The organism is Streptomyces sp. NPDC005266, from assembly GCF_040607655.1.
Taxonomy (GTDB): domain Bacteria; phylum Actinomycetota; class Actinomycetes; order Streptomycetales; family Streptomycetaceae; genus Streptomyces.
Genome location: NZ_JBEXHC010000017.1, coordinates 145,135 through 159,677, shown reverse-complemented (window position 1 = coordinate 159,677; position 14,543 = coordinate 145,135). Strand labels below are relative to the sequence as shown.

General features: G+C 69.9%; 6 protein-coding genes, 1 tRNA gene and 1 rRNA gene. 7 read left to right on the top strand and 1 reads right to left on the bottom strand.

The features are described 5' to 3' along the window. The 3 genes from rrf to ABZU99_RS26035 form a co-directional block, all read left to right on the top strand. Positions 1 to 92: ribosomal RNA gene (gene rrf, locus ABZU99_RS26045) — 5S ribosomal RNA — on the top strand; the annotation flags it as partial. Between the two features lie 105 nt (positions 93 to 197). Then, entirely contained in the window at positions 198 to 896 is a 699-nt protein-coding gene (locus ABZU99_RS26040; protein WP_356049683.1) for a DegT/DnrJ/EryC1/StrS family aminotransferase, read from the top strand. A gap of 62 nt (positions 897 to 958) precedes the next feature. Next, positions 959 to 1,031 (top strand) — tRNA-Thr (locus ABZU99_RS26035). An 86-nt stretch (positions 1,032 to 1,117) separates the two neighbouring features. On the opposite strand, the gene ABZU99_RS26030 is transcribed toward ABZU99_RS26035, so the two are convergent. Beyond that, positions 1,118 to 3,745 (bottom strand): SpoIIE family protein phosphatase, encoded by a 2,628-nt coding sequence (locus ABZU99_RS26030; RefSeq protein ID WP_355952792.1) that lies wholly within the window; start codon positions 3,743 to 3,745, stop codon positions 1,118 to 1,120. 264 nt (positions 3,746 to 4,009) lie between these two features. On the opposite strand from ABZU99_RS26030, the gene ABZU99_RS26025 reads away from it, so the two are divergent. From ABZU99_RS26025 to ABZU99_RS26010, 4 genes are all read left to right on the top strand, one after another. Continuing rightward, a complete protein-coding gene (locus tag ABZU99_RS26025) occupies positions 4,010 to 9,562 on the top strand; it encodes a HAMP domain-containing protein (RefSeq protein ID WP_355952674.1) in 5,553 nt (1,850 codons plus the stop codon). 275 nt (positions 9,563 to 9,837) lie between these two features. Beyond that, positions 9,838 to 10,512, top strand: coding sequence for a response regulator (locus ABZU99_RS26020; protein ID WP_356049686.1), 675 nt, complete (start codon positions 9,838 to 9,840; stop codon positions 10,510 to 10,512). A gap of 184 nt (positions 10,513 to 10,696) precedes the next feature. Beyond that, positions 10,697 to 13,483, top strand: coding sequence for a DNA translocase FtsK (locus ABZU99_RS26015; protein ID WP_356049688.1), 2,787 nt, complete (start codon positions 10,697 to 10,699; stop codon positions 13,481 to 13,483). Positions 13,484 to 13,672: 189 nt separating this feature from the next. Continuing rightward, positions 13,673 to 14,485: a helix-turn-helix domain-containing protein gene (locus ABZU99_RS26010; protein ID WP_355952680.1), complete on the top strand. Its 813-nt coding sequence runs from the start codon at positions 13,673 to 13,675 to the stop codon at positions 14,483 to 14,485. Positions 14,486 to 14,543 lie beyond the last annotated feature (58 nt).

Genomic DNA, 14,543 nt, shown 5'->3' with positions numbered 1-14,543 from the left:
CGCCCGGTTACATTTCGAACCCGGAAGCTAAGCCTTTCAGCGCCGATGGTACTGCAGGGGGGACCCTGTGGGAGAGTAGGACGCCGCCGAACAAACATTGCAGAGAGCCCTGTCGGGAACTTCGGTTCCGGACAGGGCTCTCTTCTGTTGTGCTACGGGCCACTCGGTGTTCATGTTGCGTGGGCACCATGCGGGTCATGGGGACTCCAACGGATGAGCTGTTGCATGAGCTGACCCGGGCCGACGTACGACCCGGTGACGAGGTTGTCGTGCCGTCCTACGGCACACCGGAAGCGGCGGAAGCCGTGCTGCTGGCCGGCGCGAGACCGGTGTTCGTGGACATCGACGCCCATACCTTCTGCATAGACCCCGCCGCGGTGGCCGAGGCATTGACGTCCCGGACCGCGGCGATCGTAGCCATACACACCTTTGGGCACCCGGCCGACATGGCGCGCCTCACCGAACTCGGGCAGCGGCACGATGTGGTGGTGATCGGGCACGGGGGGCAGCGCGAGTCCACCGCGGACATTCTTCCGCGCCAGGCGAACGCGGCCTATCTGAACGGGAAGCTGCGCGGGGTCATCACGCCGCCGGTTACCCCCGGCGTGGAGCACACTTACCAGCAGTACGTTGTCCGAGTCCCCGGCAACGGCCGGCCGGACCGGGACGCCTTCGCCCGTACGCTGCGCTCTCGCGGCGTCGTGTGCCATGTGCCCGTACAGACGCCCGCACACCGCACGGCGAGGTTCCGGCGCGATCTGTGGCTCGCGGAGACGGAGCGGGCGGCTGACGAGTGTCTGGCGCTGCCTGTCGATGCCTCCATGTCGCGGCGGGAGTTGCAGCGCGTGGTGTCGGCCTGTAACGCGCTCGGTGGGCTGTTGCAGTCAGCTGCCTGAGCGGCCGGGGGCGGCTGGTCGGATCCACGCTCGAGATCAGGTAAGATCTATTCCGTTGCCGCGCCCCAATAGCTCAGTCGGCAGAGCGTCTCCATGGTAAGGAGAAGGTCTACGGTTCGATTCCGTATTGGGGCTCTTATCCGAAGGCCCCCGCCAAGTGGCGGGGGCCTTCGTCGTGTTCGGACCTCCGGGTGGGGGCACTGCCCCCACCCGGCCGGACCTCAGGAGTCGTGCCGCTCGGGAACGCGCATCGCCAGGATCGCCATGTCGTCGGACGGCGGCTCCGCCGCGAACCGCTCGACCGCGCGCAGCACCCGGGCGGCCACCGCGCCCGCGGTGAGCCCGGTGCAGGTCGTCAGCACATCGATCAGGCCGTCGTCGCCGAGCATCCTGATTCCCTCGCGCCGCTCCGTCACCCCGTCGGTGACGCACAGCAGGACATCGCCCGGGTCGAGCGTCACCGTCTGCTCGTACAGCTCCAGGTCCTCCATGACGCCGAGCAGCGGCTGCGGCTCGGCCGCCGCCTCCACGGAGCCGTCCTGGCGCAGCCGGAGCGGCAGCGGATGTCCGGCGCAGACGACCTTGAGGACCGCGCTGCCGTCGTGCTGGGGCCACAACTCCCCGTAGAGGAGGGTGAGGAAGCGGCTGCGGGCGCCCTCGTCGAGGATGGCCGCGTTGAGCCGCTCCAGCACCGCCGGGCCGCCGAAGCCCTCGCGGGCGAGGAGGCGCAGCGCGTGCCGGGCGAGACCGGTCACCGCGGCGGCCTCCGGGCCGGTGCCGCAGACGTCGCCGATGGCGAAGCCGTAGGCGCCGTCGCGGATCGGGAAGAGGTCGTAGAAGTCACCGCCGACCTCATTGCCCTCGCCCGCCGCGCGGTAGATGACCTCGACCTCGACACCGGGGACCTCGGGCTGCTCCGGCGGCAGCAGACTGCGCTGCAGGGACTGGCTGATGGCGGTGCGCTCCGAGTACAGCCGGGCGTTGTCCAGGGCGAGCGCCGCCCGGCGGGAGAGGTCCTCGGCGAGCTCCAGGTTCTCCTGGCGGAAGTGCTCGTCGGTGGGCTTGCCGAGGGCGAGCATGCCGATCACGCGGTTACGGGCCACCAGGGGCAGCACCACGGTCTCGCCGCCGACCGCGGAGGCGGTGGCGAGCGAGGCGCCGGGGCCGGAGGAGGGGCGGGCGGAGTCACCGAGGCTGAGGCTGCGCAGCGAGGTGCGCAGGGCCGCGGCGTGGGCCGCGTCGTAGGGGCCGGACCAGCCGCGCGCGCCGCCGGTGGGCACCTGCTCCGGTGGGTCGATCTTCAGCAGCAGGGCCTTGAGCCCGTCGATCCGGTCCTCGTCCTCGTGCAGGACATACGAGAGCTCGGGGTCGGACACCTGGTCGGCGACCGTATAGACGGCGCACCAGCTGGCCAGGGTGGGCACCGTCATCTGGGCCATGAGGGCCAGCGTCTGGTCGCGGTCGAGGGTGCCCGCGAGGAGGTCGGACGCCTCGACGAGGAAGGAGAGGGAGCCGCGGCGCAGCCGCTCCAACTCGGTGAGGCGGGCGCGCTCGACGGCGAGCGCGATGCGGTCGGCGGCGAACTGGAGCCGCAGCGCCTCCTCGTTGTTGTAGCGGGCGGGGGCCTCGGCGGCTACGCCGAGCGAACCGGTCAGCCGGCCCTCGACCTTGAGCGGGACGGTGACGACAGAGCGCATACCGGTGTTCACCAGCAGCGGGACGGCACCGGGCACGGCGGACAGGTCCTCGTGGACGGCGGGCATCCGGGCCGAGCCGTAGCGGCCGGTGCCGGCCTCGACGGGGACGCGGGCGAAGCGCTGGCGGGCGGAGGGCAACCCGGTGGAGGCGCGCACCTCCAGCTCCGTCTCGTCGTCGGTGGCCAGCAGCAGATAGGCGGCGTCCCCGTCGAGCATGTCGCGGGCGCGCTCGACGGTGCGCTGGAGCAGTCCGTCGAGGTCATCGGGGGCCGGGGAGCCGATGAAGACCTCGAAGGCGTCGGAGGCCGGTCCGCGCTCCGCGGTGTCCCCGGTGTCGGCGGCCACTCCGCGCAGCGGGCTCTGCAGCACGGCGCGCTCGCGGTCGCGGACCAGCAGGCAGATGGTGGAGGGCTCGCCTTCGGCATCGCGGATGCGCAGGTGGGAGGCGTAGACGGGGGCGACCCGGCCATCGGCGCCACGGATGCCGTACGACCCCTCCCAGCGGGAGAGCTGGAGTGCCTCGGCGACGCCCGTACCGGTGCCGGGAGTGTGCGGCCAGGCGGCGAGGTCGGTCAGCGGCTTGCCGATGACCTGCTCCGGAGTGTATCCGAACAGTTCCTGGGCGTCGTCGTTCCAGGCGCTGATGAGCCCGCTGCTGTCGACCTGGACGACGGCGACCCGGACCCGGGCGTCGGCGATGGGCAGGGCGCTGGAGGGCAGCGCGGGGCCGGCGGCCCGGGTGCCGGCCGGGCGGTCGGGGAAGTCGAGCTGGAACCAGACGTGCTTGTGGGTGGCCGTGTACTCCACGCCCCAGCGGCCGGCGAGCGCGGCGCACAGCAGCAGTCCGCGGCCGCCCTCGCGGTCGGGATTGCCGAAGTGGTGGCCGCCGTTGCTCTGCAGCGGCAGTTCGCGCTCGGGGTAGCGGTCGGCGACCTCGACGCGGACGCCGGTGTCCGCGCGGATGCACACGACATCGGCGGTGGTACCGGCGTGCACCACGGCGTTGGTGACCAGCTCGCTGGTGAGGACGACGGCATCGTCGACGATGCCGGTCAGGCCCCAGCCCTGGAGGGTGTCCCGGACGAAGGTGCGGGCGGCGGCGACCGAGCGTCCCACCGGCTCGAAGGTGGCGGCTGCCCGCGCGGTGATCACAGGTCTCCTCATTTGTGTCTCGGCGATCTGCTCACCCATGTCGCTCACCCATGTCGCAGCGCCCCTCCGATGCCCTGGCCGGATGCCAGGTTACTTACCTCCACGGCCCTCGCGAATGCCGGTCGGCACTGATTCCACCCAGAGTGTGCCGTCTACGGTGTGCGATGCTGCCGAACTGTTATGGCCTGGTAGGGCCAGGGTGAAACACTGGGCAAGCTGGAAGAAGAACCCGACGAGGACGGTCAACCCTGCGGGAGGGACACGGTGGAGTCTGGCGCAGCGGCGCGGGGCACGAAGACGCGCGCGAAAGGCGGACGTTCCCGGAGCAATGGGACGACCCAGGTCGACACGGCGGCACTGAACCGGCTGCTGACGGCGATGACGGCCATGCGGGACGGAAATTTCCGCAAGCGGCTGACGGTCTCGGGCGAGGGCGTCATGTCCGAGATCGCCGCCGTATTCAACGAGGTCGCGGACCGCAATATGCAGCTGACCGGCGAACTCGCCCGGGTGCGGCGGGTGGTCGGCCGCGAGGGCAAGCTCACCGAGCGGCTGGAGACGGGCGCCTGCGAGGGCCAGTGGGCGGCGGCTATCGACGCGTCCAACGCCCTTGTGGACGATCTTGTGAGGCCGGTGTCCGAGGTGGGCCGGGTGCTGTCGGCGGTGGCCGAGGGCGACCTGGAACAGCGGATGGACCTGCGCGCGCAGGGCGCCGACGGTTCGGCGCACCCGTTGCGCGGTGAGTTCCTGAAGGTGGGACGCACGGTCAACGGCCTGGTGGACCAGCTCTCCGCGTTCACCGACGAGGTGACGCGGGTCGCGAGCGAGGTCGGCACCGAGGGCAAGCTGGGCGGTCAGGCCCGGGTGCGCGGAATGTCGGGTTCGTGGAAGGACCTGACGGAATCCGTCAACACGATGGCCTCCCGGCTCACGGCTCAGGTACGTGACATCGCTCTCGTCACGACGGCGGTGGCCAAGGGTGATCTGTCCCGGAAAGTCACGGTTCACGTGGCCGGGGAGATGCTCGAACTGAAGAACACCGTCAACACGATGGTGGACCAGCTCTCCTCGTTCGCCGCCGAGGTGACCCGCGTCGCCCGCGAGGTGGGCACCGAGGGTGAGCTGGGCGGCCAGGCGAAGGTGCCCGGCGTCGCCGGTGTGTGGAAGGACCTGACCGACTCGGTCAATCTGATGGCCGGGAATCTCACCGCGCAGGTGCGCGGGATCGCCCAGGTCACCACGGCGGTCGCCAATGGCGATCTGTCGCAGAAGGTCACGGTGAGCGCACGCGGCGAAGTCGCGCAGCTGGCCGACACGATCAACACCATGACCGAGACGCTGCGCACCTTCGCGGACGAGGTGACGCGGGTGGCCAGCGAGGTCGGCGCCGAGGGGCTGCTGGGCGGTCAGGCGCAGGTGCCGGGTGCGGCGGGGACGTGGAAGGACCTCACCGATTCGGTGAACACCGCCTTCCGTAACCTCACCGCGCAGGTGCGGGACATCGCCCAGGTGACGACGGCGGTGGCGAACGGCGATCTGTCGCAGAAGGTCACCGTCGATGTGGCCGGCGAGATGCTGGAGCTGAAGAACACCGTCAACACGATGGTCGACCAACTCCAGTCCTTCGGCGCCGAGGTGACCCGGGTGGCCCGGGAGATCGGCGTCGAGGGCGAGCTGGGCGGTCAGGCGCAGGTGCCGGGTGCGGCGGGGACGTGGAAGGACCTCACCGATTCGGTGAACACCGCCTTCCGCAACCTCACCGGACAGGTGCGCAACATCGCCCAGGTGACGACGGCGGTGGCGAACGGCGATCTGTCGCAGAAGGTCACCGTCGACGTCTCCGGCGAGATGCTCAAGCTGAAGAACACCGTGAACACCATGGTGGATCAGCTGTCCTCGTTCGCCGACCAGGTCACGCGGATGGCGCGGGACGTGGGCACCGAGGGCCGGCTGGGCGGTCAGGCGCGAGTGGACGGCGTCAGTGGCACCTGGAAGGACCTGACGGACTCCGTCAACTCGATGGCGGGGAACCTGACCTCGCAGGTGCGCGGTATCGCGCAGGTGACGACGGCGGTCGCCCGCGGCGATCTGTCGCAGAAGATCGAGGTGGACGCGCGCGGCGAGATCCTGGAGCTGAAGAACACCATCAACACGATGGTCGACCAGCTCTCCGACTTCGCCCAGCAGGTGACCCGGGTCGCCCGTGAGGTGGGCACGGACGGGCGGCTGGGCGGTCAGGCGCAGGTGCCCGGTGTGGCGGGTGTCTGGCGCGATCTGACCGACTCGGTGAACGGTATGGCGGGCAATCTCACCGCCCAGGTCCGTAACATCGCCCAGGTCGCCACCGCGGTCGCCCGCGGTGACCTCTCGCAGAAGATCGACGTCGATGCGCGCGGCGAGATCCTGGAGCTGAAGAACACCCTGAACACGATGGTCGACCAGCTGTCGTCCTTCGCGGAGGAGGTCACCAGGGTCGCCCGCGAGGTGGGCACCGAGGGACAGTTGGGCGGTCAGGCCGAGGTGCAGGGCGTCTCCGGCACCTGGAAGGACCTGACCCAGTCCGTCAACGGCATGGCCAACAATCTCACGTCGCAGGTGCGTTCCATCGCCGAGGTGACGACGGCGGTCGCCAAGGGCGATCTGTCGAAGAAGATCACCGTTGATGCCAAGGGCGAGATCCTGGAGCTCGTCACCACCGTGAACACGATGGTGGACCAGCTGTCGTCCTTCGCCGAGCAGGTCACCCGGGTGGCCCGTGAGGTCGGTACGGAAGGGCAGTTGGGCGGCCAGGCCCGGGTGCCGGGCGTCACCGGCATCTGGAAGGATCTGAGCAACAACGTCAACCTGATGGCCAACAATCTGACCATCCAGGTGCGCAACATCTCCCAGGTCTCGGCCGCGGTCGCCAACGGCGATCTGACGAAGAAGGTGACGGTCGAGGCGCGCGGCGAGGTCGCGGCGCTGGCCGACACCGTCAACACCATGGTGACGACGCTGTCCTCGTTCGCGGACGAGGTCACCCGGGTGGCCCGCGAGGTGGGCACGGACGGCATCCTCGGCGGTCAGGCGCGGGTGCCGGGCGTCTCGGGGACCTGGAAGGACCTCACCGAGTCCGTGAACTCGATGGCGTCCAACCTCACCGGTCAGGTCCGCAATATCGCGATGGTCACCACGGCGATTGCCCAGGGCGATCTGACCAAGAAGATCGACATCGAGGCGCGGGGCGAGATCCTCGAGCTCAAGACCACGATCAACACCATGGTCGACCAGCTGTCTTCCTTCGCCGACCAGGTCACCCGGGTCGCCCGTGAGGTGGGCACCGAGGGGCAGCTGGGCGGCCAGGCGCGGGTGCGGGACGTGGCCGGCACCTGGAAGGATCTGACCGAGTCGGTGAACGAGATGGCCGGCAACCTGACCCGTCAGGTGCGTGCCATCGCCGAGGTCGCCACCGCGGTGACCCGCGGCGATCTCAATCTCAAGATCGACGTGGATGCCTCGGGCGAGATCCAGGTCCTCCAGGACCACATCAACACCATGATCGCCAACCTGCGCGAGACGACGCTCGCCAACAAGGAGCAGGACTGGCTCAAGGGCAACCTGGCCCGGATCTCCGGTCTGATGCAGGGCCGGCGCGACCTGGAGGACGTCGCGCGGCTCATCATGAGCGAGCTGACCCCGGTGGTCTCCGCCCAGCACGGCGCGTTCTTCCTGGCCGTGCCCACCGGGGAGGGCACCGCAGTCGTCGCCGGCAGCACCTCCGAGGAGGGCTACGAGCTGCGCCTGGTCGGCTCCTACGGCTACTCCCACGGCTCGATGCCCACGTCCTTCCGGCCGGGCGAGACGCTCATCGGCACCGTCGCCGAGGAGAAGCGCCCGATCCTGGTGGAGAACGTGCCACCGGGCTACCTCAAGATCGCCTCAGGGCTCGGCGAGGCGGCCCCGGCCCATGTGATCGTGTTGCCGGTGCTTTTCGAGGGGCAGCTGCTCGGGGTGATCGAGCTGGCCTCGTTCCAGCCCTTCGCCCAGATCCAGAAGGACTTCCTCAACCAGATCGCCGAGATGATCGGCACCAGCGTCAACACCATCAGCGTCAACACCAAGACCGAGGTGCTGCTCAAGCAGTCGCAGGAGCTGACCGAGCAGCTGCGGGAGCGGTCGGCCGAGCTGGAGAACCGGCAGAAGGCGCTCCAGGCGTCCAACGCGGAGCTGGAGGAGAAGTCCGATCGGCTGGCCCGGCAGAACCGCGACATCGAGGTCAAGAACACCGAGATCGAAGAAGCCCGGCAGGTGCTGGAGGAGCGAGCGGAGCAGCTCGCGGTCTCGATGCGCTACAAGAGCGAGTTCCTGGCCAACATGTCGCATGAGCTGCGCACCCCGCTCAACTCGCTGCTGATCCTGGCCAAGCTGCTCGCCGACAACGCGGACGGCAATCTCTCGCCGAAGCAGGTGGAGTTCGCCGAGACCATCCACGGCGCGGGCTCGGATCTGCTCCAGCTGATCAACGACATCCTGGATCTGTCGAAGGTCGAGGCGGGCAAGATGGACGTCAGCCCGACCCGCATCGCACTGGTCCAGCTCGTCGACTATGTGGAGGCTACCTTCCGGCCGCTGACCGCGGAGAAGGGCCTGGACTTCTCCGTACGGGTCTCGCCGGAGCTCCCGTCCACGCTGCACACCGACGAGCAGCGGCTGCTGCAGGTGCTGCGCAATCTGCTGTCCAACGCGGTGAAGTTCACCGACACCGGAGCCGTCGAGCTGGTCATCCGGCCGGCGGGCACGGACGTGCCCAACGCCATCCGCGAACAGCTGCTGGAGCACGGCGCCCTGCGTGACCCCGACGCCGAGATGATCGCCTTCTCGGTCACCGACACCGGTATCGGCATCGCGGCCAGCAAGATGCGGGTGATCTTCGAGGCGTTCAAGCAGGCCGACGGCACCACCAGCCGTAAGTACGGCGGTACCGGCCTCGGTCTGTCCATCAGCCGGGAGATCGCCCGGCTGCTCGGCGGCGAGATCCACGCGGCCAGTGAGCCGGGCCGCGGCTCGACCTTCACGCTCTACCTGCCGCTGCACCCCAGCGAGCTGCCGCCCCAGGGCTACCCGCAGCTCGCCCCCGGCAGCGGCGCGGCCGGCACCCGGGCGCTGGAGTCACCACGTGACACCGGCGCCGAGGAGTCCGCGACGGAGGACGGCGCCGCGGCGGAGCGGGAGGCCGGACGGGACGCCTCCGCGGCGGCACAGCGCGGCCGCGGCGGCTCCGGGCTCTTCGGGCGGCGTCGGCGGGCCGAGCTGGAGGAACCGCCGGCCCCCGAGCCGCAGCCGCAGGAGCTGCCCCCGGGCCGGGCGGCGGGCCGCCGGGCGGCCGGACGGCAGTCGCAGGCTCCGGAGCCGTGGCTGCTGGGCGGCCAGGACCTGGTGGCGCCGGAGCCGGCGGGAGGTTTCCACGGCGAGAAGGTGCTGATCGTCGACGACGACATCCGCAATGTGTTCGCGCTGACCAGCGTGCTGGAGCAGCATGGGCTGCAGGTGCTCTACGCGGAGAACGGCCGGGAGGGCATCGAGGTCCTGGAGCAGCACGACGATGTGGTGCTCGTCCTGATGGACATCATGATGCCGGAGATGGACGGTTACGCCACGACGGCCGCGATCCGCAGGATGCCCCAGTTCGCCGGGCTGCCGATCATCGCGCTCACCGCGAAGGCGATGAAGGGCGACCGTGAAAAGAGCATCGAAGCGGGCGCGTCGGACTACGTCACCAAGCCCGTCGACACCGATCATCTCCTTGCGGTGATGGAGCAGTGGATGTCAGAGGAGTGACCGGGCGGGACACCGGGCCCGGTCGTGGTGTTGACTGACTGTCGCCGAACACGTGTGGGAACGCGGTATCCGGGGAACCTTCTGGTCTCTCACCGCGTTTCTGCTATGTGCACAGTGACATCACGGTGACAGGGTGTGGCGAACAGCGGGGTGCGGCTACCATGACCGGCACAAGGACGGGCGGCGCAAGGGAGTCGTCCCCTGGGGCGGCGCCCGGTGCTTCCCCCGGCTCTTCGAGCTGGGGAGACCCCAAGCCGGGACGAGGAGGACGGGGCATGGTGCAGAAGGCCAAGATCCTCCTGGTCGATGACCGGCCGGAGAATCTGCTGGCGCTGGAGGCCATTCTCTCCGCGCTCGATCAGACCCTGGTGCGGGCATCGTCAGGGGAGGAAGCGCTCAAGGCGCTGCTGACGGATGACTTCGCGGTCATCTTGCTGGATGTCCAGATGCCGGGCATGGACGGGTTCGAGACCGCGGCGCACATCAAGCGCCGGGAGCGGACCCGCGACATCCCGATCATCTTTCTCACCGCGATCAACCACGGTCCGCACCACACCTTCCGGGGCTACGCGGCCGGCGCGGTGGACTACATCTCCAAACCGTTCGACCCGTGGGTGCTCAGAGCCAAGGTCTCGGTCTTCGTCGATCTCTACATGAAGAACTGCCAGCTGCGGGAGCAGGCGTCGTTGCTGCGACTGCAGTTGGAGGGCGGCCAGCCCGCCGGGGAGGCCAAGGAGTCGGCGGGGCTGCTCGCCGAGCTCTCCGCGCGGCTCGCCGCCGTCGAGGAGCAGGCCGAGGCGCTGTCCAAGCAGCTGGACGAGTCGGCGGATGCCGCCGCCGTGGCCACCGCGGCCCATCTGGAGCGCAAACTCACCGGCTTGCGCCGCGCGCTGGACGCGCTGGAGCCGGGCGCCGGCAGCGGAGCCGGTCAGGTCCCCTCGCAGAACTGAGCAGAACTGAGCGGTCACCGCCGCCTCGCCCCCGGTCGTTCGCCGCCGACCGGTCACCACGCCTTTGACGTGTCGTCACGGACGGCTCGACGCTTCGCCGGTGTGCGACCCGGGTGTGACGTCAGTGGTGCCTGATACCCCCGCGATACGTGCTCCGTACGGCGGACGCGGGTAACCTCGCCCCATGGCCTCTCGTACGTCCGGCAAGGGTTCCCAGAGCACGGCGGGCACCTCGAAGAAGCGCGCCGGGCAGCCCGGAGGCGCCGTGAAGAAGTCCCCCCCGAAGAAGGCGGCGGCCAAGAGGGTGCCCGCCAAGAAGGCCGCCGCGCCCGCGAAGAAGGCCGCCCCGCGCAAGGTTCCGCCGCCGGCGCCGAATCCCACCAGCGGTGTCTACCGCGCCGTGCGCGCCGTGTGGATGGGCCTGGCGCGCACCGTCGCGGCGTTGTTCCGCGGCATAGGACGGGGCGCCAAGGGACTCGATCCGGCCCACCGCAAGGACGGCAGCGCGCTGCTGCTGCTCGCCCTGGCCCTGATCGTCGCCGCCGGCACCTGGTCCCAGCTGGACGGGCCCGTCGGCGATCTGGTGGAGATGCTGGTCACCGGTGCCTTCGGCCGTCTCGACCTGATCGTGCCGATACTGCTGGGCACCATCGCCGGCCGGCTGTTCCTCCACCCCGAGCGGCCGGAGGCCAACGGACGCATCGTCATCGGCCTGTCGGCGCTTGTCATCGGCGTCCTCGGGCAGGTGCACATCGCCTGCGGGGCGCCGGGGCGCGGCCAGGGCACCGAGGCGATACAGGACGCGGGCGGTCTGATCGGCTGGGGCGTCTCCACGCCGCTGATCTACGCGATGGGCGCGGTGCTGGCCGTACCGCTGCTGGTACTGCTCACCGTCTTCGGGCTGCTGGTCGTCACCGCGACTCCGGTCGCCGCCATCCCGCAGCGGCTGCGGCAGCTGGGCATCAGGCTCGGCCTGGTGGAGGACGACGAGGGACTGTACGCCGCGGACGCCGAGTGCGCCGAGGAGTGGCGCGAGACGCCTGGCAGGCGGCCTCGGAGGACCTCATCGGCCCCGCAGGGCCCGGACGGCCCGGAGCAGGCCGAGGAGGAGGCGCTGCGCAAGCGCCGGCGACCGCGCCGCGCGTCGTCCGCGCAGCCCGCGCCGGACCGTCCCATGGACGCCGTGGACGTGGCGGCCGCCGCTGCCGCATCGCTCGACGGCGCCGTTCTGCACGGCGTGCACCCCTCGCCGCTCGTCGCCGGGCTCAGCAGCGGGATCTCGGGGGAGCGCGACACCGCCGACGGCAGTGGCGCGGTGCCGACCGCGCGCGCCGACCAGGCGCCCGGGAAGGTCCCCGGGACGGCGGCGGGCGGGAAGGGCCGTACGGACGGTGCCGAGGAGCCGGAGCGCTCGGTCGTCCCCGATCTCACCCGGCCCGCCACCGAGGCGAGCGAGCCGCTGCCGCCGCGCGCCGAGCAACTCCAGCTCGCCGGCGACATCACCTACGCGCTGCCCTCGCTCGACCTGCTGGAGCGCGGCGGTCCGGGCAAGACGCGCAGCGCCGCCAACGACGCCGTCGTCGACGCGCTGACCAAGGTGTTCACGGAGTTCAAGGTGGACGCCGCCGTCACCGGCTTCACCCGCGGCCCGACGGTCACCCGCTACGAGGTGGAGCTGGGCCCGGCCGTGAAGGTCGAGCGGATCACGGCGCTGACCAAGAACATCGCGTACGCGGTTGCCAGTCCCGATGTGCGGATCATCAGCCCGATCCCCGGCAAGTCGGCGGTGGGCATCGAAATCCCCAACAGCGACCGCGAGATGGTGAACCTGGGGGATGTGCTGCGCTCGGCGGCCTCCGTCGGCGACGACCATCCGATGCTCGTCGGCCTCGGCAAGGACGTCGAAGGCGGCTTCGTGGCGGCCAATCTGGCCACCATGCCGCATGTGCTGGTGGCGGGTGCGACGGGTTCGGGCAAGTCGTCGTGCATCAACTGCCTGATCACATCGATCATGGCGCGTGCCACTCCGGACGATGTGCGGATGGTGCTGGTCGACCCCAAGCGCGTGGAGCTGACCGCGTACGAGGGCATTCCGCATCTGATCACACCGATCATCACCAACCCCAAGCGCGCCGCCGAGGCGCTCCAATGGGTCGTGCGGGAGATGGATCTGCGCTACGACGACCTCGCGGCGTTCGGCTTCCGCCATATCGACGACTTCAACGCGGCGGTCCGCAGCGGCAAGGTGAAGCAGCCCGAGGGCAGCGAGCGGGAGCTGAGGCCCTATCCGTATCTGCTGGTGATCGTCGACGAGCTGGCGGATCTGATGATGGTCGCACCGCGCGACGTCGAGGACTCGATCGTGCGCATCACCCAGCTCGCCCGGGCCGCCGGTATCCATCTGGTGCTGGCGACCCAGCGTCCCTCCGTGGACGTCGTCACCGGTCTGATCAAGGCCAATGTGCCCTCGCGGCTCGCCTTCGCCACCTCCTCGCTGGCCGACAGCCGCGTGATCCTGGACCAGCCCGGCGCCGAGAAGCTGATCGGCAAGGGCGACGGCCTCTTTCTGCCGATGGGTGCGAACAAACCGGTGCGGATGCAGGGCGCCTATGTCACCGAGAGCGAGGTCGAGGCGGTCGTCGCGCACTGCAAGCAGCAGATGGCGCCCGTCTTCCGCGACGACGTGACGGTCGGGACGGCGAAGAAGAAGGAGATCGACGAGGACATCGGCGATGATCTCGATCTGCTGTGCCAGGCCGCTGAGCTGGTGGTTTCCACCCAGTTCGGCTCGACGTCCATGCTTCAGCGCAAGCTGCGGGTGGGTTTCGCCAAGGCGGGGCGGCTGATGGATCTCATGGAGTCGCGCGGGGTCGTCGGACCGAGTGAGGGCTCCAAGGCGCGCGATGTGCTCGTCAAGCCGGAGGAATTGGATGGAGTGCTCGACGTGATCCGCGGTAAGGCTCACTCGTAAGGGTTCGGCAGGCAACCGTTTCCCCTGCCGAGACGTCAAGTTGAGGGAGGTGGCGGAGTGAGGCCTCCTAATCGTGATCGGACCGCAATCCCGATGGCGGACAAAGTCCGTCCTCCCGCTTGCCCGACCCTTTCGCCCCACCCCTAGACTGAACCTCCAGCAGGTGGCTCACGCTCGAAAGGCGCCCCCGTGTCCATCGGCAACTCTCCCGAAGACGACCGGCCTTCCGTCGGTCGCGCCCTCCAGCAGGCCCGTAGCGCCGCAGGGCTGACCGTCGACGAGGTCAGTTCCTCGACCCGGGTGCGCACCCCCATCGTGCGGGGAATCGAGCAGGACGACTACTCGCGCTGTGGCGGCGATGTATACGCCAGGGGGCACATCCGTGTGCTCGCCCGCGCCGTCGGCCTCAACCCGGACAGTCTGATCGCGCAGTTCGACGCCGAACACGGCGGTCGGCCCACGCCGACCGCGCCGGCGCCGCTGTTCGAGGCCGAGCGGATCCGTCCCGAGCCCCGCCGCCCCAACTGGACGGCCGCGATGGTCGCCGCCATCGTCGCCGTCGTCGGATTCGTCGGCTTCACGCTTTTCAGCGGCGGCGACAAGGGCGATGGCGGGACGGTCGCCGAGGACTCCGCGTCGCCCAAGCCCAGCGCGTCCGCCCCTACCAACAGCGCCGCCCCCACCAAGCCCGCCCCGCCGAAGCCCGAGCCGTCCGACAGCGCCATCGCGGGCGTCCCGGCGGACAAGGTCACGGTCAAACTGACCGCCGAGCGCGGCCAGAGCTGGGTCTCCGCCCAGGACCACAACGGCCGGCTGATCGGCGAGGGGGTGCTGCGGCAGGGCGACTCCAAGACGTTCACCGACAGCAAGCGCATCGACCTGGTGCTCGGGAACGCCGGGGCGATCAAGCTGTTTGTGAACGGCAAGGAAGTGAGGAACGTGGGCACCACCGGCGCCGTCCAGCGGCTGAGCTACACCAAGGGTGACCCCGAGGCGGGCTGAGCCGCCACCGGCCGGGAGCCCTGCCAGCAGGAGCAGGGCTTTCGACAAAGTAGTCTGA

Bases quoted from the DNA above. Each gene is read 5' to 3' on its own strand.
- ABZU99_RS26015 (WP_356049688.1), top strand. From the start codon at position 10,697: ATGGCCTCTCGTACGTCCGGCAAGGGTTCCCAGAGCACGGCGGGCACC.
- ABZU99_RS26020 (WP_356049686.1), top strand. From the start codon at position 9,838: ATGGTGCAGAAGGCCAAGATCCTCCTGGTCGATGACCGGCCGGAGAAT.
- ABZU99_RS26040 (WP_356049683.1), top strand. From the start codon at position 198: ATGGGGACTCCAACGGATGAGCTGTTGCATGAGCTGACCCGGGCCGAC.